19 protein-coding genes and 3 pseudogenes are annotated in these 20935 nt (G+C 46.9%); 4 read left to right on the top strand and 18 right to left on the bottom strand.

The annotated features are described in order from the left end of the window. Positions 1 to 84: 84 nt before the first annotated feature. Together ICW23_RS11525 and ICW23_RS11520 are read right to left on the bottom strand one after the other, a co-directional pair. Positions 85 to 915 carry an undecaprenyl-diphosphate phosphatase gene (locus ICW23_RS11525; RefSeq protein WP_045925819.1) on the bottom strand — a complete coding sequence of 277 codons (831 nt, stop codon included), beginning with the start codon at positions 913 to 915 and terminating at the stop codon, positions 85 to 87. Positions 916 to 1006: 91 nt separating this feature from the next. Next, entirely contained in the window at positions 1007 to 2167 is a 1161-nt protein-coding gene (locus ICW23_RS11520; protein WP_016938165.1) for an AI-2E family transporter, read from the bottom strand. A 179-nt stretch (positions 2168 to 2346) separates the two neighbouring features. Here ICW23_RS11520 and ICW23_RS11515 point away from each other — a divergent pair, with 179 nt between their 5' ends. Then, positions 2347 to 3333: a Gfo/Idh/MocA family protein gene (locus ICW23_RS11515; RefSeq protein ID WP_045925820.1), complete on the top strand. Its 987-nt coding sequence runs from the start codon at positions 2347 to 2349 to the stop codon at positions 3331 to 3333. Between the two features lie 32 nt (positions 3334 to 3365). Here the strand turns inward: ICW23_RS11515 and ICW23_RS11510 are convergent, their stop codons facing one another. The 8 genes and pseudogenes from ICW23_RS11510 to ICW23_RS19245 form a co-directional block, all read right to left on the bottom strand. Further along, the gene (locus tag ICW23_RS11510; RefSeq protein WP_016938163.1) at positions 3366 to 3890 is read right to left on the bottom strand and encodes a type 1 glutamine amidotransferase domain-containing protein; all 525 of its coding nucleotides are present in this window, start codon (positions 3888 to 3890) and stop codon (positions 3366 to 3368) included. A gap of 65 nt (positions 3891 to 3955) precedes the next feature. Further along, positions 3956 to 4927, bottom strand: a complete 972-nt coding sequence (locus tag ICW23_RS19270) for a methyl-accepting chemotaxis protein (protein WP_395941067.1) — start codon at positions 4925 to 4927, stop codon at positions 3956 to 3958. Beyond that, positions 4922 to 5962: pseudogene (locus tag ICW23_RS19265) on the bottom strand (cache domain-containing protein); the annotation flags it as partial. The pseudogene ICW23_RS19265 and the gene ICW23_RS19270, both read right to left, overlap by 6 nt. A gap of 115 nt (positions 5963 to 6077) precedes the next feature. Then, positions 6078 to 8063, bottom strand: a complete 1986-nt coding sequence (locus ICW23_RS11500) for a methyl-accepting chemotaxis protein (RefSeq protein WP_016938161.1) — start codon at positions 8061 to 8063, stop codon at positions 6078 to 6080. Between the two features lie 127 nt (positions 8064 to 8190). Continuing rightward, entirely contained in the window at positions 8191 to 9144 is a 954-nt protein-coding gene (locus ICW23_RS19260; protein ID WP_395941065.1) for a methyl-accepting chemotaxis protein, read from the bottom strand. Then, positions 9139 to 10089 (bottom strand): annotated as a pseudogene (locus ICW23_RS19255) (HAMP domain-containing protein); the annotation flags it as partial. The pseudogene ICW23_RS19255 and the gene ICW23_RS19260, both read right to left, overlap by 6 nt. A gap of 274 nt (positions 10090 to 10363) precedes the next feature. Further along, on the bottom strand, positions 10364 to 11191 hold the full coding sequence (locus ICW23_RS19250; RefSeq protein ID WP_395941064.1) for a methyl-accepting chemotaxis protein: 828 nt from the start codon (positions 11189 to 11191) through the stop codon (positions 10364 to 10366). A 117-nt stretch (positions 11192 to 11308) separates the two neighbouring features. After that, positions 11309 to 12349 (bottom strand): annotated as a pseudogene (locus ICW23_RS19245) (cache domain-containing protein); the annotation flags it as partial. 143 nt (positions 12350 to 12492) lie between these two features. Here ICW23_RS19245 and ICW23_RS11485 point away from each other — a divergent pair. Then, positions 12493 to 13230 carry a protein-glutamine gamma-glutamyltransferase gene (locus ICW23_RS11485; protein ID WP_047477019.1) on the top strand — a complete coding sequence of 246 codons (738 nt, stop codon included), beginning with the start codon at positions 12493 to 12495 and terminating at the stop codon, positions 13228 to 13230. Positions 13231 to 13247: 17 nt separating this feature from the next. On the opposite strand, the gene ICW23_RS11480 is transcribed toward ICW23_RS11485, so the two are convergent. The 7 genes from ICW23_RS11480 to ICW23_RS11450 all read right to left on the bottom strand — a co-directional run bounded on the left by ICW23_RS11480 (position 13248) and on the right by ICW23_RS11450 (position 19161). Then, complete coding sequence (locus ICW23_RS11480; protein ID WP_016938157.1) at positions 13248 to 13499, bottom strand: hypothetical protein; 252 nt, start codon at positions 13497 to 13499, stop codon at positions 13248 to 13250. A 25-nt stretch (positions 13500 to 13524) separates the two neighbouring features. Further along, positions 13525 to 14556 (bottom strand): NAD(P)H-dependent flavin oxidoreductase, encoded by a 1032-nt coding sequence (locus ICW23_RS11475; protein ID WP_188154523.1) that lies wholly within the window; start codon positions 14554 to 14556, stop codon positions 13525 to 13527. After that, positions 14549 to 14971: a secondary thiamine-phosphate synthase enzyme YjbQ gene (locus tag ICW23_RS11470; protein WP_095241426.1), complete on the bottom strand. Its 423-nt coding sequence runs from the start codon at positions 14969 to 14971 to the stop codon at positions 14549 to 14551. Before ICW23_RS11470 ends, ICW23_RS11475 begins: the two co-directional genes overlap by 8 nt. A 121-nt stretch (positions 14972 to 15092) precedes the next feature. Continuing rightward, a complete protein-coding gene (locus ICW23_RS11465) occupies positions 15093 to 16751 on the bottom strand; it encodes a glycoside hydrolase family 13 protein (protein ID WP_188154522.1) in 1659 nt (552 codons plus the stop codon). 90 nt (positions 16752 to 16841) lie between these two features. Then, the gene (locus tag ICW23_RS11460) at positions 16842 to 18131 is read right to left on the bottom strand and encodes a hemolysin family protein (protein WP_016938153.1); all 1290 of its coding nucleotides are present in this window, start codon (positions 18129 to 18131) and stop codon (positions 16842 to 16844) included. A gap of 42 nt (positions 18132 to 18173) precedes the next feature. After that, positions 18174 to 18851, bottom strand: a complete 678-nt coding sequence (locus tag ICW23_RS11455) for a zinc metallopeptidase (protein ID WP_007408641.1) — start codon at positions 18849 to 18851, stop codon at positions 18174 to 18176. A gap of 46 nt (positions 18852 to 18897) precedes the next feature. Beyond that, complete coding sequence (locus ICW23_RS11450; protein WP_016938152.1) at positions 18898 to 19161, bottom strand: YuzI family membrane protein; 264 nt, start codon at positions 19159 to 19161, stop codon at positions 18898 to 18900. Between the two features lie 132 nt (positions 19162 to 19293). Here ICW23_RS11450 and ICW23_RS11445 point away from each other — a divergent pair, with 132 nt between their 5' ends. Further along, positions 19294 to 19548 carry a protein mistic gene (locus ICW23_RS11445; RefSeq protein ID WP_047477013.1) on the top strand — a complete coding sequence of 85 codons (255 nt, stop codon included), beginning with the start codon at positions 19294 to 19296 and terminating at the stop codon, positions 19546 to 19548. Next, positions 19545 to 20531, top strand: coding sequence for a potassium channel family protein (locus ICW23_RS11440; RefSeq protein WP_016938150.1), 987 nt, complete (start codon positions 19545 to 19547; stop codon positions 20529 to 20531). Before ICW23_RS11445 ends, ICW23_RS11440 begins: the two co-directional genes overlap by 4 nt. On the opposite strand, the gene ICW23_RS11435 is transcribed toward ICW23_RS11440, so the two are convergent. Beyond that, positions 20528 to 20932, bottom strand: a complete 405-nt coding sequence (locus ICW23_RS11435; protein ID WP_016938149.1) for a YugN-like family protein — start codon at positions 20930 to 20932, stop codon at positions 20528 to 20530. The two genes, ICW23_RS11440 and ICW23_RS11435, sit on opposite strands and share 4 nt — an antisense overlap. Positions 20933 to 20935 lie beyond the last annotated feature (3 nt).

Here is a 20935-nt window from a genome sequence, read left to right as displayed (position 1 = left end):
AATTTCAAGCCGAAAATTCAGTTTGCTTACATTTTTCCGAGACGTTTTTCAAACATAGAAAAGACCCTCCGGGGGCCTCTTCGTTTATCGCACGAGCATGATTAAAATGATGCCGAGGATGACACGGTAAATGGCGAACGGGACAAGCTTAATCCGATTAATAAGCCGAAGAAAAAATTTGACGACTAAGAGAGCGACGACAAAGGCGCAGATAAAACCGACAAGAAAAAACGGAATCATGTCAGGAGAAAGACTGCTCCAGTATTTCACCAGCTTCAGAAGGCTTGCACCCGCCATAATCGGAATGGCCATGATAAATGTAAAGTCTGCGGCTGCCCGGTGATTCAAGCCGAGAATGACACCTCCGGCAATCGTTGAGCCTGAGCGGGAAAAGCCGGGCCACAAGGCGAGACATTGGAATAAACCGACACAGAAAGCCTGTTTGTAGGTGATTCTGTCTACCGTATTGATCGTATCTTTTCTTTTATTGACCCAGTCCGCAATCAGCATAAGCACGGCTCCGGCAATTAGTCCGTAAGCGACCGTTCTGACGGAGAATAGATAGCGGTCAATGAAATCCTCAAATAAAAAGCCGAGCACTGCGGCCGGAACAAGACCGACAGCGATTTGCGCGATGGTCAGCCTGTATCCTTTCTGCTGGTCGCGCGTCACGTTTTTTTTGAGGCCGAGTAAATTTAATATCCGATCCTTAAACACAATGGCCACCGCCAGGATCGAACCGAGCTGAATCACCACTTTGAAGGAATTGGCGGCTTCAGGATTCATCAGGCTTCCGGATTTCAGCCAGATGTCATCCGCTATGATCATATGTCCCGTGGAAGAAACCGGCGCGTATTCCGTCAGCCCTTCCACGATTCCCAAAACGGCTGCTGTGAACATCTCCCATAGTGTCATCCTATTCTTCCCTTCATTTATCATTTACAAAAGAGAAGCTCTCCTCTGAAGGAAAGCCTGTCTTATAATAAATATCATGTCGGTTCCGATTTTATGACTTCGATACTTCATCATTTTTTTCTTCTTCATATAAATGCGAGCGCATTTTGAACCAATCAAACAGATGGGTCGTGACCACTTTGATGACCGCGTAGCCCGGGATGGCTAAAATAATGCCGACAACCCCGAACAGCTTTCCGGCGGTTAAAAGAACAAAGATGATGGTAATCGGGTGAATGTGAAGATTTTTCCCCATGATCTGCGGAGAAATTAATTTTCCTTCCACGAGCTGGACAACGGTCCATACAATCGCAAGCTTCAGCAGCATAAGGGGCGAAGTGACCAAAGCGATAATAATCGCCGGCGTGATGGCAATGGTCGGCCCTAAATACGGAACAACGCTCGTACAAGCGGCAATGACCGCAAGCAGTGACGCATAATCAAGTCCGATAATCAGATAGCCGATAAATAATAAAAACCCGATGCAGAAGCTGACGATGACCTGTCCTCTGATATAGGAGCTTAATCTGTGGTTCATTTCGCTCAGCATCGTATACGTTTGTTCTTTCAGACGGGTGGGCACAAATTTCAAGATATAGATTGGCAGTTTTTTGCCGTCTTTCAGCAAATAGAACAGAATAAACGGCACGGTCACAATCGAAATAATCACTTCCGTCAGCGCACCGATAAAATTCCCGACTCCGGTAAATGTGCTGTTTGCAATTGTCGCCGCCTGCGCCGATACTTTATTGGCAAGATCGGAAATGTTGATATTCATCGTCTTTTGCGCCTGATTTACAAAATCGCTTCCGATCAGGCTTTTCGTCTGATCTTCAACGATGTCCACATATTTCGGCAGATTGTCGATCAAACTCATGATCTGTTCCTTTAAAAACGGAATAATAGAAACGATCGTAATTGTAATCAGCCCTATAATAACGAGGTAAAGGAGCAGGATGGAATAGACTCTTTTCACTCTTATTTTTTCCAATATATCTACAATCGGATTAAGCAGATAATAAACAATTCCTGTCAAAATAACGGGGAGCGCAATCGTTTTGAGCAGGACGATAATGGGTGTGAAAATAAAAGATGTCTTCATAAAGACAAGGATATTGAGACCGATGAGCAGCAATACAAGCAAAAACAAGACAAATTTATTGTCTAAGAAAAACTGTTTAAATCTGCCGCCCCATGTTTGCAATGTTTCCACTATTGTTCCTCCATCATATGTATTTTACTTAAATTGTACACTATCGTTCCTGTAATGAAAAATAATAACCGGTCTCTATGGGAATTTTTCCTATACTTTTGGCGGACAGTCTTTTTTCCATTTATGTTTCCTTGAAAAAAAGCTATAATGTAAGCCAATACATAGAAGGAGCGATAGCAATGATTCGATTTGCAACAGTCGGAACGAATTGGATTACAGAACGATTTCTAGAGGCGGCTTCTGCTATTGATGATTTTCAATTAACGGCGGTTTATTCCAGAACTGAGGAACGCGCGGCGGAATTCGCCGGCAAACACGGCGCTGCTCATTATTTCACCAGCCTGAGAGAAATGGCGGAAAGCGAAGCCTATGATGCGGTGTATCTCGCCAGCCCGAATGCATTTCACAAAGAGCAGGCGATCCTTTTTATGGAACACGGCAAGCATGTACTGTGCGAGAAACCGTTTGCGTCTAACACAAGGGAAACGGAAGACATGATTCACGCAGCCAAATCAAACGGCGTTCTCTTGATGGAAGCCATGAAAACGACGTTTTTGCCGAACTTCAGCATGCTTCAACACCACTTACATAAAATCGGACCGATCAGGAGATTCACGGCAAGCTACTGCCAATATTCATCACGATATGATGCATATAAAAACGGAACGGTGCTTAATGCGTTTAAGCCTGAATTATCGAACGGTTCGTTAATGGACATCGGCGTATACTGCATTTATCCGGCCGTCGTCCTGTTCGGCAAACCGAAAAACGTCATTGCGACCGGTCACAAACTAGCATCCGGCGTTGACGGCGAGGGCACGGTTATTTTGTCATACGACGGGTTTGAAGCGGTACTGATGCATTCAAAAATATCAAATTCGTTTGCCCCGGCGGAAATCCAGGGTGAAAACGGTACAATCGTGCTGGACAGCATTCACGGGCCGGAGCGGGCGGAAATCCGCTATCGTGACGGACGGATGGAGGACATTTCCGTTCCTGATCTGAAACCGGCGATGTATTATGAAACGGCTGAATTCATCAGCCTTCTTCGGAACGGACAGCAGGAGTCTTCCGAAAATACCTTTGAACGTTCTTTCATTACGGCAAGCATTATGGAAGAAGCGAGAAAACAAATCGGAATTGTCTTTCCCGCCGATCAAAACTAAAAACATCCGCCCGGGTTTCGGGCGGATGTTTTTTATTTGGACGCTAACAAGTCAGCGAACGCTTTTGCATACTGCGGAAGGTCGGGCGGGCGGCGGCTTGATACAATGTGGCCGTCAGTTACGACAGCTTCATCCAGCCACTGTGCCCCGGCATTTGTCATGTCGTCTTTGATGCCGGGCGTGCTCGTTACTTTTTTTCCTGCGAGAATTCCGGCAGATATGAGCACCCAGCCAGCGTGGCAGATCTGGCCGATCGGCTTTTTCTGCTCGTTCATCGTACGGATGATGTCCAAAACTTCCGGATATCTTCTCAGTTTGTCAGGAGCCCAGCCGCCAGGCACGAGCACGGCATCATACTCCTGAATAATCAGGCTCTTAAAATCGTAATCCGCCGTCGCGGGCACGCCGTATTTTCCTTTGTATGAACGGCCGGCTTCTTCTCCTATTAAATGGACAATCGCGCCTTCCTCCCTCATCCGGTAGACGGGATACCAAAGCTCTAAGTCTTCAAAGTCGTCACTGACAAGCGCTATGACTTTCTTGCCTTCTAATCTCATCACTGCCACTCCCTTCTTTTTTTCAAGTGTATCGCTTTTTTCAGCTGAGGAAAAGAAACAGCTCGTTACAGCTGTTCTTCGTCTTCAGACTGAATCGTAAATTTCCGTGTGACCTGCTGCAGTTCTTCGGCCATGTGCGCAAGCGTTTCAGCAGAGGAACTGATTTCTTCCATGGAAGCCAGCTGCTCTTCGGCTGACGCGGCGATGTCTTGAATGCCGGCGGACCCTTCTTTGGCGACTGAGGTAATGTGCTCCACCGCGTTTGTCACGTTTTGCGACCCGGCCGCAAGCTGCTCAAGCGTTCCGTTCATATGCTGCAAAGCGCCTGAAATCTGAGTCGTCATTTCCGAGATTTTTTTGAAGCTTTCGGCCGTTTGGTCCGTAATATCAAGGCCTTCTTTCACGTCTTGATTCACCGCTTGGAATACAGAAAGCGATGTGGCGATTTCTTTGACGATTTCCTGAATCAGCGTTTCGATTTCTTTGGCGGAGTCGGCTGATTGGACAGCAAGCTTTCTCACTTCTTCCGCAACGACGGAGAAACCGCGTCCGTATTCGCCGGCTCTGGCTGCTTCGATAGCCGCGTTTAGAGCAAGCAGGTTTGTTTGATCGGCAATGCCGTTAATGACGTTCAGAATGCTCTTAATGTCGTGCGACTTCGTTTCCAGTCCTTTTACGACGGCTTCCGCCTGCTGTACGGAACGATCAATTGTTTTCATCTGGCCGACCGTTTTCGCCACTAATTTTTCTCCGCTTCCCGCCGTATCAGAGGTTTGAATGGCCGATTCGGTGATTTCCGCCGATACATTCGCCGTCTCGGCAATGCCCGTATTCATTTGGGACAGGTGATCAGCACTTTCTTCCAATTTCTCGCTTTGTGATTCGTTTCCGTTTGAGAATTGTTCAATCGCCAGTGTGATATGCTCGGTTGCCTTGCTTGTCTGACCGGCAGATGCCGTCAGCTCTTCGGATGAAGAAGCGACATGTTCGACGGATGATTGAATGACGCCGATGACAGACCGGAGTGATGCCGACATCTCATTGAAGCTTTGGCTGAGCTGACCGAATTCATTTTTCGACCTGATGTTAATCACTTCGGTTAAATCGCCGTCGCTGATTTTAGCTGATGTCGAGACAAGTTTTTTGAGCGGTTTTGAAATCGAGCGAATGATAAAGAAGATTAAAATCCCGCCGACGATAAGAGAAATCGCAAGAATGATCAGCGCCATTTTCATGACAGGCGCGGCTGCGTCATGTATCTCACTGACAAAGAATGTGCCGGCGATTTTCCAGCCCGTCAGTTTATTTGTCGTGAAGGCCATTTTCTTTTGCTGTCCTTCAAACATGTATTCAAACGATCCGCTTGATTTCGAAAATACTTCTTTCGTCCAGTCTCCGGAGCCTTCCGTTCCCGCTTTGATGGTCGGATGGGCGATGTATTTTTTATCTCCCGTTGTAATGAAAGCAAATCCTTTATGACCGATCTGTACGCGTTCGGAAGCGTTCAAAAGGTCGCCCAGTTTAATATCCAGCGCTACAACGCCTGAGCCGTCTTTTGTCTGCTGGGCAATCGTAACGACCGTTTGTCCGGTTGCAGCGTCCTTATAAGGCTCGGTAAACACCGGCTGTCCGCTTTTTTCAACCGCTTTTGTATACCACTCGCGTGTGAGCGGATTGAAATCGGACGGCACGTCAGCGGACGGATATGTCACAAACGCTTTGTCGGCGGACGCGGCATAAATTGATGTGACATCGTCATTTACGGTGACATACTGCTTCATATTTTCAAGCAGGTCGGATTTATTTTTTTTGTTCATTTTGTCCTTTGTGATTAATTCACTGTAATAGTCAAGTCCTTTCAGCTTGCCTTCGAGCATGTTTTCCAGCACGCTGTTCAGTTCGCTGACATTTCCTTGCGCGCTGTGGGTCAGTTCGTTTTCTAATGTACTTCCTGCCGTTTGGTAGCTGAAATAGGCAAGTATGCCGACCGGAAGCACCAATACGGCTAAAAATGCCGCGATAAGCGGCTTGCTGATGGATGGCTGTTTGATCCAATGTATCAGTTGTTTCATTTTTTCAGTCTCCTTCTTTGAAAAGCTAAATCTATTATCGACAGCTAGGACAAAAGATTTATTAAAAAAACTAAAAAAAACACCCAAACAGCACATTTGGGTGTTCTATGGACTATTATTCTATTTTAAATTGTTTCGTCATATCACGTAATTCTTCCGCCATCTGGGATAACGTTTCTGAAGACGAACTGATTTCTTCCATGGAAGCCAGCTGTTCTTCGGCGGATGCCGCGATATCCTGAATGCTGGCTGAACTTTCTTTTGCGATGGACGCGATTTGCTCGGAAGCACCTGAAATCTGCTGCGAACCGGCTGTCAGCTGTTCTACCGTGGCATTCATGTTTTGAATTTCTCCGGCGATCTGGTTCGTCATTTCCGAAATCCGCCTGAAGCTCGTTTCGGTCTGATTCGTAATATCCAGCCCGCTCTCCACCTCTTTGTTGACGGATTGGAACATGCCGAGAGATGTATTGATTTCGTTGACGATTTCTATAATTAAGCTTTCGATTTCTTTCGCTGAATCAGCAGACTGCACCGCAAGTTTTCTCACTTCTTCTGCGACGACGGAGAAGCCCCGGCCGTATTCACCGGCACGCGCGGCTTCAATTGCCGCGTTCAGCGCAAGCAGATTTGTCTGATCGGCGATTCCGTTAATGACACGGAGAATGTTTGTAATGTCTTTTGATTTTGTTTCAAGCCCGCGCACCACTTGTTCAGCTTCTTTCACTGACCGGTCAATGACGTTCATTTGACCGACTGTCTGATGAACGAGCTTTCCGCCTGAATTGGCGACTTCCGCTGATGTGACAGAGGATTCGGTAATGACAGCAGATGCTTTCGCCATATCTTTGAGCCCGCTGTTCATTTGGTAAATATGTTCCGCGGCGCTTTCAATTTTTTCACTCTGGCTTTCATTTCCGTTAGAAAATTGTTCGATTGCCAGTGTGATATGTTCGGTTGCCCTGCTTGTCTGCTCCGCTGAAGCCGTCAGCTCCTCTGAGGAAGACGCGACGTTATTCACGGAATCCTGAATGGCATGGATGAGAGACCTGAGTGAAGCTGCCATATTGTTAAAGCTTTTGCCAAGCTCTCCTAATTCGTCTTTTGACTGAATCTCGATCGTTTCGGTTAAATCGCCTTCACTGATCTGTTTCGATGATGTCACAAGCTGCTTGAGCGGTTTTGTGATTGAACGGATAATCAGCACCATGACGATGGTTCCGATGACAATTGCTAACACCAGAACGAGCAGGGACAGATGAAGGATCGGCAGCGCCGCTTCATGAATTTCGTCCAGATACATCGTTCCGCTGATTTTCCAGCCTGTCAGCTCGTTCGTATCATAAGCCATTTTCTTTTCCTGGCCGTCGTATTTGTACTGAAAATCACCTTTTTTGCTGCCGTACAGCTGTTCAGCCCAATCTCCGTCTAATGCTGTGCCTGACGTGCGGTTCGGGTGGGCGACCACTTTTTTGTCTTTCGTCAGGATGAAAGCATAGCCGGATTTTCCGAGTTTTACTTTCTTTGTCGTTTTCAGAAGTTCTTCGATTTTCATATTGATGGCGACGACCCCTGAGCCGTCTTTCGTCTGCTGGACGATCGTCACGACCATCGTATTGGTGGAAGCCGTGCGGTAAGGATCTGTTACAACAACTTTCCCCTTGTTTTCCACGGCTTTTTTATACCAGTCCCTTTCAAGCGGATTATATCCTTTAGGCATCTGCAGATCGGGATACCGTGTGAAATGGCCTTCCGTGTCACTCGTATAGATGGATTCCACATCTTTATTGATTTTCATATACTCTGTGAATTTATCGGTAATTTGCGATTGGTTTTTCGGCTTGTACCGATCCTTGGTGAGCCAATCGCTGAAATATGCCGTTCCGTCTTCCTTCTGGCTGATGCTGGTATTGATCATATCATTAATCTGCTGCACATTATCTAATGCGCTTCCCATCATCTGCTTGTCAAGCGTGCTTACCGCCGATTGATATGCGATAAAAGCCAGCGTTGAAATCGGCAGAATAAGAATGGCCAAAAAAGAAATGAGCAGTTTTCTTGTAAGCGATCTCTGCTTGATGATTTGCATGATTTTTTTCATCTGCTATATCTCCTCTTACGTGTTTACCCTTCATATCGGCGATTATGGGTAAATATACATATCCAAAAAGAAGAAATATAACAAAACATACTTTTTACCTATTACAAAAGTAGTCTTTTAGACTTAATTAAAAACTTATTTTAAAGCGTTTTGTCAGCTCGCGTAATTCTTCCGCCATTTTTTCCAGCGTGACGGCGGATGAGCTGATCTCTTCCATAGAGGCGAGCTGCTCTTCAGCAGAAGCCGCAATGTCCTGAATGCCGGCCGCGCTTTGTCTGGAGACAGCCGCGATATCCTCTGAAGCGTTCGATACTTCCTGAGATCCGGCGGAGAGCTGTTCTACGGTTGCATTCATATTTTGCAGTTCACCGGCAATCTGATTTGTTTTGACGGAAATGTCCCGGAAGCTTTTTTCCGTTTCGTCCGTCAGCTGAAGTCCGCTTTTCACCTCGTGATTGACGGATTCCAGCATTCCGAGCGATGTATGGATTTCTTTAACGATTTCATGGATTAAGGTTTCGATTTCTTTTGCTGAATCGGCTGATTGGACGGCAAGCTTTCTCACTTCTTCGGCAACGACTGAAAAACCGCGTCCGTATTCTCCCGCTCTTGCCGCTTCAATGGCTGCGTTTAAAGCGAGAAGATTCGTTTGATCGGCTATGCCGTTAATGACGCGCAAAATGCTGGTGATGTCCTGCGATTTGTGCTCAAGCCCTTTTACGACTTGTTCCGCTTTACTTACGGATTGGTCAATGGTGTCCATCTGGCCTGCTGTTTTCTTAACAAGCCGCTCTCCGGCACCGGATATCTCCGCCGATTCAATAGAAGTCTCCGTTACAACGGCTGCCGCTTCCGCCAGATCGCTGAGCCCGTCTTTCATGTCATTCACTTGGGCTGTCGCTTTTTCAATGCTCTCACTTTGGTCTTCCGTGCCATTAGAAAACTGTTCAATCGCAAGGGTGATATGTTCCGTTGCTTTGCTCGTCTGCTCGGCGGAAGCCGTCAGCTCCTCTGAGGAGGAAGCGACATGTTCAACAGAGTCCTGAATTCCCTGAATAAGCGTCCGGAGTGAATCTGTCATATGATTAAAACTTTTACTGAGCACGCCAAGCTCATCTTGAGAGCTGACATCAACGGTTTCCGTCAGATCTCCGCTTCTGATTTTTTCCGCTGACGCTGCGAGACGTTTTAACGGTTTTGTAATAGAGCGGATGACAAAATAAATGAAGACCATTCCTGCGGCAACCGCTATGGCCAAAATGATAATGGCTGTGATCAAAACCGGTCTTGCCGCGTCCTTGATTTCATCAACGGACATGGTTCCGCTGATTTTCCAGCCTGTCGCCTCATTGGTGACATACGCCATTTTTTTCGCTTTTCCGTTCATCGTATATTCAAAATCACCTTTTTCCCCGCTGTATAATGTATCAACCCATTTTCCCGATACCGCCGCGCCGGATTTTTCATTGCTGTAGGCAACGGCTTTTTTATTTTTGCTGAGGATAAAGGCGTATCCTTCTTTTCCGATATTGACTTCTTTTGTCATCGTAATGAGATCGTCGATTTTAATATCAATGGCGACGACCCCTGAGCCGTCCTGAGCCGCACGGGCCATGGTGACGACCATCTTTTTGTTTGAAATGGACTGGTAAGGGTCCGTGATGATGGTTTGGCCTTTATTCTCCATGGCTTCTTGGTACCAGTTTCTCTCAAGCGGATTGAAATCGGCCGGCATATCGGCATGAGGATAACGTGTAAACGTGCCATCCTTGCTGCTTGAAAATACGGCGGCAGCTTTATCATTGCTTTCTATGAACTGCTTGAATCTGTCTTTCATTTCCGTTTGGTTTTTTTCTTTAAATTTTGCGCTTGTCGCCCATTCGCTGAAATATGCTGAGCTTTTTGTAAACGTCCCGATCCGGTCATCAATCATATTGTTTAAGATTTGCACATTCCCTTCGGCGCTTTCCATCATTTGATTTTCAACGGATGAGGCAGCCGAACGATAGGCGCTGGCAGCCAGCACTGCTACCGGAATGATTAAGATCAGTAAAAATGAAATGATGAGTTTTCTGGCTATTGATTTTTTTGCGATGTTTTTTGCTGTTTTTTTCAATTTTGTAAACCTCTTTCAATCATTTACTGTTTATATCGGCAATCTCCCTTTTTATTACATTGAAAATTTAGTAATAAATGAAAAATAGTTCTATATGCTCTTTTTACAAGTAAGACTTTTTATTTAATTTTCTCGATGAAGCCATAAAAAAAGACGCCTTCCATCCGGAAAGCGTCCTTTTTTACTAGTTGATTTTAAATTGTTTTGTTAATTCCCGCAGTTCTTCGGCCATTTGCGCCAAAGTGTCGGCGGATGTGCTGATTTCTTCCATAGATGCAAGCTGTTCTTCTGCGGATGCGGCAATATCCTGAATGCTTGCTGCGCTTTCCCGTGAAACGTCCGCAATATCGGTTACCGCGGCTGAGACGTGCTGAGAGCTGTCTGACAGCTGTTCAACCGTGCCGTTCATGGATTGCAGCTTCTCGGCGATGTCGTTTGTCATGCCGAAGATATTCTGGAAGCTTTCTTTTGTTCGGTCCGTCACCGCAAGTCCTGATTGCACTTCTTCATTAACGGATGTAAACATGTGAAGCGACGTATTAATTTCAGACGTGATTTCCTGAATGAGTTTTTCAATCTCTTTTGCAGAACCGGCGGATTGGACGGCAAGCTTTCTCACTTCTTCCGCTACTACTGAGAAGCCCCGCCCGTATTCACCGGCTCTTGCCGCTTCAATGGCTGCATTTAATGCAAGCAGGTTTGTCTGATCGGCAATGCCGTTGATGACTCTTAAAATATGAGCGATGTCTTTTGATTTGGCCTCAAGGCCTTTTACAACAGCTTCCGCCTGCTGGACGGATTGATTGATGAGATTCATCTGCCCGACGGTTTGCTGCACATATTCTTCCCCGGTGCCGGCAGCTTCTTTCGATTGTTTAGATGCTTCCGTAATGGATGATGATGTGCGGGAAACGGCGGCGAGCCCGTCATTTATATGATTCAGCTTGGCTGAGCTTGAATCGACTTTTTCACTCTGCTCTTCGTTCCCGTTTGAAAACTGCTCAATCGCCATCGTAATATGCTCTGTCGCTTTGCTTGTCTGCGAAGCTGAAGCAGTCAGCTCTTCTGATGACGCAGCCACGTTGTCGACCGAGCTTTGGATCGCGCTGATCAGTCCGCGCAGAGATTCTCCCATTTCATTAAAGCTTGCGCCCAGTTCGCCCAGTTCATCTTTCGAGCGGATCTCAATGGTTTCAGTCAGGTCTCCGCCGCTGATTTGTTTAGACGAGCGGACAAGACGTTTCAGCGGTGATGTGATGGATCTGACAATAAACAGAATTAAAATTCCCCCGATGATAATGGATGCTGCAAGGACGATCATTCCCATCGTCAGCACCGGTTGTGAGGCGTCTTTAATTTCGTTGAGCTCCATACTACCCTCTATTTTCCACCCGGTCAGTTTATTTGTCGTAAATGCCATTTTTTTATTTTCATCATCAAGCTTGTATGAAATAATCCCGCTGTCTTTGCTGTATACCTCGTTCAGCCACGGGGTTGAGACTTTATCGCCCGGTTTGTGGTCTTTATGCGCGACATAAGTTTTATTTTTAGATGTGATAAACACGAAGCCTTTTTGCCCGATTTTGATTCCCTGCATTTGTTTCAGCAGCTGGTCAATCGTAATATCCATGGCCACTACGCCTGTTCCGTCCTGCATCTGCTTTGCCACGGTGACGACCATGCTGCCGTCGCTTGCCGCAGTGTAAGGATCGGTGACAACGAGCGTGCCGCCGGCCTTTACAGCGTCTTTATACCATGTGCGTGTTCTCGGATCGTAATCAGCCGAAATATTTTCCTTCGGCGCCTGTGTGTAGCTGCCGTCTTCCGTTCCTCCGTAAATACGGGCTACGTCCTTATGAATAGACGTGTATTGCCCGAACTTTTCTTCAAGAGCGGACATATTTTTCTTTGAGAATGATGACCCTTTTAAGGTTTCACTGAAAAATTCAATCGCCTTTGCTTTTGCGCCGATATCATTTGTAATGGTTGTGTTAAAAGATTCGATGTTGTTTTTCGCGTTGCCTGAAATCTGATCATCCAGCGAATTGCTCGCCGTATGGTATGAACTGAATTCTAACACGAGAATCGGTATGATTAAGATCACGATAAATGAAATGATTAATTTACGTGAAATCGATGCCTTTGTGCACCAATTGATGAATTTTTTCATATTAAGCTGCTCCCTCATGTGTGATACCTTATATATCGGCTCAGACTTCACATTTTGTTAACATTTCCTCCTTTTTTATGACTTGATTTTCATTTCCCAAGCTTCCTGCATATCTTATAAAAAAAGATAGGGGGGGCGCGCAGATGATTATCATTTCCGGCCAAGTGCTTCGGCCCCAGGACATTGCGAACTGGCAGACGGAAGAAAGCCTTGTTCCGTATCTAAATGAACTGACCCATTCTCCCGTACAATTTGATTACGGATCGATTGCTGAACTGATGTTTGAAGCCCGGGTGCGGCGCCATATTGTGGAAGCCGCAAGGGAACTGCACGGATCAGGTGCAAAATTTGCAACTTTCGCCAAAACATACGGAAATACGGCTTATTGGAGACTGACGCCGGAAGGAGCCCTGGAGCTGAAGTACAGAATTCCCGCTTCAAAAGCGATTCGGGATATTGTTGAAAACGGGGCGTTTTATGCATTTGAATGCGCGACGGCCATTGTCGTGATTTATTATCTGGCCGTTTTAAAGACCATTGGTGAAGAACGGTTTGACCGCCTTTTCCGGGATATTACTTTGTATGACTGGCACTATGAGCATCTGCCGATCTACACGGAAACCGGCAGCCACTTTTTAAGGGGAGATTGTTTATATTTTAAAAACCCTGATTTTAATCCTGCAAAGGCCCAGTGGCGGGGAGAAAATGTCATTGTGATGGGGAATGACCAATATTTCGCCCACGGTCTCGGGATTCTGACCGCTGAACAGATTATCCAGAAATTGAATTCTTTAAGAAAAAGAGATGCCGTGCAGTCGGCTTATCTGCTTTCTCAGGCGACAAGGCTTGATGCGCCCGCGCTATATCGGATGATGCATTAAAACAATCCCATCGTCTGTCAATGTGACGATGGGATGTGAAATGCTTTTCTTTTTCGGTAAAAAGCCGTCGTGCCGAGCGCTTGATTTGCCGCCCATTCAAACTTCTCTAAATCATGGCTGGTGACGGCTCTGTCCCGTCTGCTCCATTTAATGGCCCGGACAAAGTAATACCCTTTAATCGGCGCCATGGTGACTTTGGAATGCGGAAAATCTTCAAAGACAAATTCAATATTTCCTCTTTTTTTATAGGACATTTGAAGAATCTTCATCTTCCATCACCTCACAGCATCTTGATTATGATCGGCACAAGCGGTCCAAAACGGCTTTCACATCTGTCGGCCCTTCAAGCTTCGCGGCGGACTGGCCCGCCCATAAAGACATATACTCCGCATCTCCTGATTGAGCCGCATGCCCGCGCATCGGCTTTGTGAGCGTATTATGCAGCGGATAAGGCAGCGTTTTTCCCTCGTCAGCTTCATATGTTTTCATGAACTGATTCACGATTCCGCGCGCCTGTTTTCCCGAAAACAAGGTGGTCAGCCGTGTGTCGGCTCCTTTTGATTCGGCAATGGCTTTTTGATATGCCGGTGAAGCGCTGCTTTCTTCACAAAGGAGAAACGGCGTGCCGACTTGAACGCCGTCCGCACCCAAACATCGGGCTGCCTGCACCCCGCGGCGGTCAAAAATGCCGCCTGCCGCAATGACCGGGATATTCAGCGCATCTTTAGCCTGCGGAATGAGCGCCATAAGACCGAGAGCCGGTTCTCCTTTAACCGGCAGAAACGATCCGCGATGTCCCCCGGCTTCTATTCCTTGTAGGATAACGGCGTCCATTCCCCGCTCTTCAAAAGCCTTCGCTTCCTCCGGCGTTGTCGCCGTGCCGAACAGGAAGCAGCCGTTTTTCTTCAGCTTTTCCGCCGTTTCTTCCGGCGGCAGGCCGAAGGTGAATGAGCACGCTTTGACCCCGTAACGGATCAGAAGCTCCGCTTTTTCTTCAAAATCGTTCCACTCTTCTTTCAGATCGGAGAACGGCTTGGCATCTTTTGCCCTCGGGATGCGCGCTTTCCATTGTTCAACCAGTTCCTCCTCAGGCATCTGCCTTTCTTCCGGGACGAACAGATTCACTTGAAAGGAGCAGCCGGTCAGGTCTTTCATCTCGATAAGCTGTTTTTCAAGCGCCGGCGGGCTGACGTATCCTGAAGCGAGGCTTCCGAGCGCCCCTTCATTTGATACCGCCGCAGCCAGGCGCGGCGTGACAAGCCCTCCGGCCATCGGAGCCTGAATGACTGGCTTTGTTAATGATAATGCGTCCATCCACTCACTCATTTGCGGCTGCCTCCGTTTCAGCGTGGATTTTGATATAACATGTTCTGTTTCGCGGACCGTCAAATTCGCAAAAATAAATGCCCTGCCACGTTCCGAGGATCAGGCGCCCGCCTTCTATGATGACATGCTGGGATGCGCCCGTTGTACTCGCCTTCATATGTGCCGCCGTATTTCCCTCCATATGCCGGTCCAGTTCGTGCTCCCACGGATACACTTCGTCAAACCTGCGGAGCATATCCCTTTTCACATCTGGGTCGGCATTTTCATTGATGGTAATGCCGGCGGTGGTATGGGGACAGTATATGAGCGCCAAACCGTTTTTCACGCCTGTTTCGCGGAGAAACGCTTCGGCTTCATGTGTGATGTCGATCATTTCATCCCGTCTGTTTGTTTGAATCTGCAATTGTTTCAGCATATGAATGCCTCCTCTCTTTTTCTCTTCCTTTCCCATATTCGTTTCTGTATTTGTCTTTTCCTGTCGGATCGCGATGATAAACGCAGATCATAAAAAACTTCAGCCCCAAAACTGAAGTTTTTCACCATATATATACGCGGGCCTCATAAGGCTTTAAAAGGAAGGATGTCACATGCCGATGCGGCGGCGTTTCCATGTTTGCGAGCACGAGCGCATCGGCGTCAAGCGGATAACCGGGATGCCTGTATAATGCGGGAGTTTTAGTCAGATTGGTGATGATCAGGGCGGTTTCCGTTCCGTTTTTTCTTAAGTAGGCATAAATCTGCCGGTCTTTTGGAAGCAGCAATTCATAAGTTCCGCTGATCAATACGTCATGTTCTTTCCTGAGGGCGATCAGCCGTTTGTAGAAATGGTATACGGAAGTTTCATCCTTCATTTGCGATGCAGCGTTCAGCCATGTGTGATTCGGATTCACCCCGAGCCACGGAGAAACTTCAGAAAACCCGCCGTTCGCCGTCCCGCTCCATTGCATCGGTGTCCGTGAATTATCCCGGCCCTTCTTCCAGATCGTCTTCATCACTTTTTCATGCGGAACGCCGCGGGACGTCTCTTTTTCATACAGCTGTTTGATTGTGACGTCGTCGTAATCTTCAATGGATGGGAACGAAACATTGGTCATGCCGAGCTCCTGTCCCTGGTAAATAAACGGCGTGCCTTTCATCAGCATATACATCGCGGCAAGTGCCTTAGCGCTTTCTGTCAAAAACCGTTCGTCACCCCATACCGAAACGGATCGGGGCTGGTCGTGATTTTCCATAAATAACGCATTCCAGCCTTTTCCTTCAAGGCTGTTCTGCCAGTCGGACAAAACGCGCTTAAGCGTCGGGATGCAAATGCTTTGATCATCATCCGTATCCCAAAGGCCGAGGTGTTCAAATTGAAAAATCATATGGAAGACGCCGTTTTCTTCACCGGCCCAATCAGCTGCCTCCCAAGCCGTCACCCCGTTCGCCTCGCCGACCGTCATGATCGGATAATGTGAAAATGTTTCCCGCTTCAGCTCTTTTAAGAGATCCACGATGCCTTCTGTATTCATATGATACGGGAAGGACGGGACATACGGGAGACCGTCCGGATTCGGCATGTCAGGGAGCCCTTCTTTTTTCTTGATGTGAGAAATGGCATCCACCCGGAAGCCGTCAATGCCTTTATCAAGCCACCAGCGGATCATCTCATAAACGGACTGCCTCATCGTTTCGTTTTCCCAATTTAAATCAGGCTGTTTTTTATCAAACAGGTGAAGGTAATACTGGTTTGTCTTTTGATCATATTCCCACGCCGATCCGCCGAAAATGCTTTCCCAATTGTTCGGCTCTTTGCCGTTTTTTCCGTCTCTCCAGATGTACCAGTCCCGTTTTTCGGAATCTTTCGCTGAGCGCGATTCGATAAACCAAGGATGTTCATCACTCGTATGGTTGACGACGAGGTCTATAATCAGCTTCATGCCGAGTGTATGGATATCCGCGAGGAGCCGGTCAAAATCCTCCATCGTCCCGAATTCTTCAGCAATTTGTTTGTAATTTCGAATATCGTAGCCGTTGTCGGCGCCCGGCGAGTCAAAAACGGGGCAAAGCCAGATCACATCAGCCCCCAACTCTTTTATGTAATGAAGCTTTGCTCTGATGCCGTTCATGTCGCCGATTCCGTCCCCGTTCGAATCCATAAAGCTGCGGGGATAAATTTGATAGACGGACGCCGTTTTCCACCAATCCGTTTTCATACCGTCCACTCCTTTCTTTACAGCATATGAAGAAGCGGGATGAAGAAGCATTTTTTTCGCAAAAAAAGCCTCATTGCAAAAGCAGGAGGCTCAGAAATCTGTTTTTTTAATTTCAACAAAGCGGATATGGTGGTCTTCTGCTTCAAGCACCTTAAATTCGCACCCTTCAGCATGAAACACATCACCGTTTTTCAGCTCCATTTTTTGTGTGAGGAGCCAGCCCGCAATCGTGTCTATGTCTTCATTTTCGATCGCGATATCAAGAAGATCATTCACCTCTTCTATCAGCGCTTTTCCGTCCATCACATAATGATGCTCGCCTTTTTTGACGATGTGGGGCATTTCATCCTGGTCATATTCATCACGGATTTCGCCGACGATTTCCTCCAATATGTCTTCGACAGTCACAAGTCCCGCCGTACCTCCGTATTCGTCAACAAGAATCGCCATATGAATCCGCTCCTTCTGCATGCGGATCAACAGCTCTTGAACAGGGATGCTTTCAATGACTCTGATGACCGGACGCATAATTTCTTTTAATTCGATGGAACGGCCGAGAAAATACGCTTTAAATAAATCCTTGTTGTTAATAATGCCGAGAATGTGGTCTTTGTCTTCCTTAATGACCGGATATCGCGTATACCGCTCGTTGATGATCAGATGAATGGCTTCATCAACTGACTGCTCGAGCGAGATGGCGGCGATTTCGGTGCGCGGCACCATGATTTCTCTGGCGACACGGTTATCGAATTCAAATATTTTGTTGACGTAACGGAATTCGGATTGATTGATTTGACCTTTTTTATAGCTTTCAGACAAAATCAGCCGCAATTCCTCTTCACTGACCACGACTTCATGTTCTTTCACCGAATGAAATCCGAACAGCTTGACCAAAAATCCGGCTGAGCCGTTTAACAGCTTGATAAACGGATACATCACTTTATAAAAGAGGATGAGCGGTTTTGCCGTCCACAGACTGACGGCTTCAGCTTTTTGAATGGATATCGTTTTCGGCGCAAGCTCGCCGATGACGACGTGCAGATACGTAACGGCGATAAATGCCGCAATAAACGTGACGACGTGCGTAATGGGTGACGGCATTCCGATCAGACTGAAAACAGGATGAAGAAGCCGCTGAATCGTCGGTTCCCCGAGCCAGCCGAGTCCGAGCGCCGTAATCGTAATGCCGAGCTGGCACGCTGATAAATACTCGTCGAGATTTGTAATCACCCGGTGCGCCGCAAGCGCCCGGCTGTCTCCGGTTTCAACCAGCTCCGCAATTTTTGAACCGCGGATTTTGACAATCGCAAATTCCGCAGCGACAAAGATGGCCGTTAATCCGATTAACAGCAAAATGAGAATCAGTTTTAATATAAGCAAAAAAACCCCTACCGCAAACGGTAAGGGGCCACCTCCTTCGTGTTAATTCTCATCACGACCATTTAAGAAAATCATCACAAAACGAAGCAGCTCGAATAATGAAACGAGCGCCGCAGCCACATACGTCAGCGCAGCGGCGTTCAGCACTTTATTCACGCCGTGTTCTTCACTGTTGCGAATGAATCCTTCCGACACGATAATCCGCTTCGCCCTCGCGCTGGCATTAAACTCGACAGGCAGTGTGACAAGCTGGAAAAAAACAGCGGCAGAAAACAAAATAATGCCGAGCCCGATTAAATTCAAGCTGCCAAGGAGCATTCCGCCCAAGAAAAGCAGAGGGGCGACCCCGGAGGCAAAATTGACGACCGGAAAAATTTTGTGCCTCAGCACAAGCGCGCCGTAAGATTCCTGGTGCTGCAAAGCATGTCCGACTTCATGGGAAGCGACGGAAATGGCGGAAATGGAGCGGCCGTAATATACCGGCTCAGATAAACGCACCACCCGCTCCGTCGGGTCGTAATGGTCTGTTAAAGTGCCTCTTACCGGTTCTACCGGCACATCATATAAACCGTTTATATCAAGAATCCGTCTTGCCGTTTCCGCCCCGGTCCGCTGACTGGAAGCTTCCACGTCTGAGTATTTCTGAAAATTACTTTTCACTTTAAATTGTGCCCAAAACGACAATCCCAATGCAGCAATTGTTAAAAAGACAAACAGCATATTATCCTCTTCCTTTTTCTCTTATATCGTACGATCTGCTTATATATTATTTTAATGATTGCCCGCTTTCCTGTACAGAAATCCGCTTCTTTTTTCTGACAGGAATCAATCCTCCGAGCAAAATCAGAACACATCCGGCCATTGCAGTATAAAACGGAAACGTGCCGACAGTCCCTTTTGCGAAAGCGACCCATGAAAAGCTGCCGGACATATGATCATATCCATTTAAATCGAAAATAAGCAATACGGCCGCTGAAGCGAGCAGCTGCGCTCCGGCCAGCGCCGCCAGCAGTTTTTGAATAACTGTCATCTGACTCACCCTTTTTCGGTCCGCTTTCTTTATCATATGAAAAAATGAAGGTGAATATGTTTTCACTGATTTTTGAAAGACATCAAACGAACTGGGACATACTGTATAAAAAAGATACAGGTGTGATCCATCATGAAAGTGACAAATGGCGAAAAAGAAAAGCTGAGCAATGCGATAGACAGAATGAATGAGGGGCTTGACGTCTTCATCCAGCTCTATAATGAATCGGAAAACGACGAACCTCTCATTCAGTTTGAGGATGAGACGGCCGATTTAATCAGACAGGCGCGTGACTCATACGGGCAGGAACAGCTGAATGAAAAATTAAACACCATTATTAAGCAGATTTTGTCCATCTCTTTGTCGAAAGAGGAGCAGGCCGAATGAAATCAAACCGTATCTTTATTACCTGGCTGAGATGGCCGTTATATATCCGGATCGGACTGATCATTATCGCCTTGATCTTATTGTTCGGCCAATTGATTTACATGCTTGAACCGAAGCAATTCACGTCTGTGTTTGAAGGGGTTTGGTGGGCGGTTATTACGGTAGCCACGGTCGGTTATGGCGATTATGTTCCGCAGACTCCGCTCGGGCAGATTGCCGCCATGGTGCTTGTATTAAGCGGAGCGAGTTTTGTGACCGCCTATTTCGCTACGCTTTCTTCAGCCGTATTCAGCAAACAGCACCGTTATATCGAAGGGAAAGTCGCCTTTAAAGGCAAGGGGCACGTCATTCTTATCGGATGGAATGAGAAGTCGCATATGCTGCTGAAAGAACTGCAGCACATCGCACCGTCAAAAACTGTCGTCCTGATTGATGATTCATTAAGAGAAGGCCCGCTTATTGAAAATGTCCATTTCATCCGCGGACATGCTGCTGATGACAGCACGCTCAATAAAGCGAATATTACGGAAGCCGATACCGTCATTCTGACAGCAGACCAGCAGAAAAATGAATCCGAAGCTGATATGCTGTCGGTATTAACGCTTCTCGCCATCAAAGGGTTGCATCCGTCCGTTTATTGTATCGTGGAGATTTTAACGGAACGGTATGTCAAAAACGCCGAACGTGCAGGAGCCAATAAGATTCTGTGCACATCACGCCTGTCGAGCCGGGTGATGTTTGAGCATTACCGGGTCAAGATGCAGCTTGCCAAGCCGCAGACGCTGTCCGACCTGACGCTGGAGAAAAAGGTTCGCATCATTCCCGTCCCCGAGGAATTAAAAGGCTCCTCTTATCATGATTGTGCGCGCTATTATCTCAAACGGAATACAACGATTATCGGCATACAAAAAGAAGAGGGGCCGATGCTGACCCCTCCTCTGTCATACCAAGTGCTCAGTACTGATCTTTTTTTGGCGCTTTAATGCAGCAGGACATCTTCCAGCTCTTTCACGAGCGAGATGCCGATATCTATATATGAGCGGTCAATTGCCGCATCCCGGCGTTTCGGCTCGGAGAATTGGTTGAATAATGATTCAAAAACTCCGCCGCCTGCTGCATCATCCGTTTCCTGCTGATAGACGTGCCTCAGCAAAAAGGGTGTGCCGATTGTAACGGCCGTTCCCCGTTCATCAAGGCGTCCTTTATTTGCTTCAACAGGGATACGGAGAAACAAATAGCCGTCCTGATCGGAAATTTTGTAATCAAAGAATCCCCGGTCATATTCCCAGCCGCCTCCGATGGTATAACCGATCGGTTTCAGCACCTGTTCCAATTCGCGGAGTAAAAAAGACTGTCCTTCAAGTGAAGATGGTATGCTGATCATGTA

It is taken from the genome of Bacillus sp. 1021 (assembly GCF_014534735.1).
GTDB lineage: Bacteria > Bacillota > Bacilli > Bacillales > Bacillaceae > Bacillus > Bacillus siamensis.
The sequence above is the reverse complement of the archived record's forward strand: the minus strand, read 5'-3'. Positions and strand labels throughout refer to the sequence as shown.

What these genes read in the sequence shown, in the direction of transcription:
- ICW23_RS11525 (WP_045925819.1), bottom strand. Translation starts at nt 915, where the DNA reads ATGACACTATGGGAGATGTTCACAGCAGCCGTTTTGGGAATCGTGGAA.
- ICW23_RS11515 (WP_045925820.1), top strand. Translation starts at nt 2,347, where the DNA reads ATGATTCGATTTGCAACAGTCGGAACGAATTGGATTACAGAACGATTT.
- ICW23_RS11510 (WP_016938163.1), bottom strand. Translation starts at nt 3,890, where the DNA reads ATGAGATTAGAAGGCAAGAAAGTCATAGCGCTTGTCAGTGACGACTTT.
- ICW23_RS19270 (WP_395941067.1), bottom strand. Translation starts at nt 4,927, where the DNA reads ATGTCGGCATCACTCCGGTCTGTCATCGGCGTCATTCAATCATCCGTC.
- ICW23_RS11500 (WP_016938161.1), bottom strand. Translation starts at nt 8,063, where the DNA reads ATGAAAAAAATCATGCAAATCATCAAGCAGAGATCGCTTACAAGAAAA.
- ICW23_RS19260 (WP_395941065.1), bottom strand. Translation starts at nt 9,144, where the DNA reads ATGACAGATTCACTCCGGACGCTTATTCAGGGAATTCAGGACTCTGTT.
- ICW23_RS19250 (WP_395941064.1), bottom strand. Translation starts at nt 11,191, where the DNA reads ATGGCGATTGAGCAGTTTTCAAACGGGAACGAAGAGCAGAGTGAAAAA.
- ICW23_RS11485 (WP_047477019.1), top strand. Translation starts at nt 12,493, where the DNA reads ATGATTATCATTTCCGGCCAAGTGCTTCGGCCCCAGGACATTGCGAAC.
- ICW23_RS11480 (WP_016938157.1), bottom strand. Translation starts at nt 13,499, where the DNA reads ATGAAGATTCTTCAAATGTCCTATAAAAAAAGAGGAAATATTGAATTT.
- ICW23_RS11475 (WP_188154523.1), bottom strand. Translation starts at nt 14,556, where the DNA reads ATGAGTGAGTGGATGGACGCATTATCATTAACAAAGCCAGTCATTCAG.
- ICW23_RS11470 (WP_095241426.1), bottom strand. Translation starts at nt 14,971, where the DNA reads ATGCTGAAACAATTGCAGATTCAAACAAACAGACGGGATGAAATGATC.
- ICW23_RS11465 (WP_188154522.1), bottom strand. Translation starts at nt 16,751, where the DNA reads ATGAAAACGGATTGGTGGAAAACGGCGTCCGTCTATCAAATTTATCCC.
- ICW23_RS11455 (WP_007408641.1), bottom strand. Translation starts at nt 18,851, where the DNA reads ATGCTGTTTGTCTTTTTAACAATTGCTGCATTGGGATTGTCGTTTTGG.
- ICW23_RS11450 (WP_016938152.1), bottom strand. Translation starts at nt 19,161, where the DNA reads ATGACAGTTATTCAAAAACTGCTGGCGGCGCTGGCCGGAGCGCAGCTG.
- ICW23_RS11445 (WP_047477013.1), top strand. Translation starts at nt 19,294, where the DNA reads ATGAAAGTGACAAATGGCGAAAAAGAAAAGCTGAGCAATGCGATAGAC.
- ICW23_RS11440 (WP_016938150.1), top strand. Translation starts at nt 19,545, where the DNA reads ATGAAATCAAACCGTATCTTTATTACCTGGCTGAGATGGCCGTTATAT.
- ICW23_RS11435 (WP_016938149.1), bottom strand. Translation starts at nt 20,932, where the DNA reads ATGATCAGCATACCATCTTCACTTGAAGGACAGTCTTTTTTACTCCGC.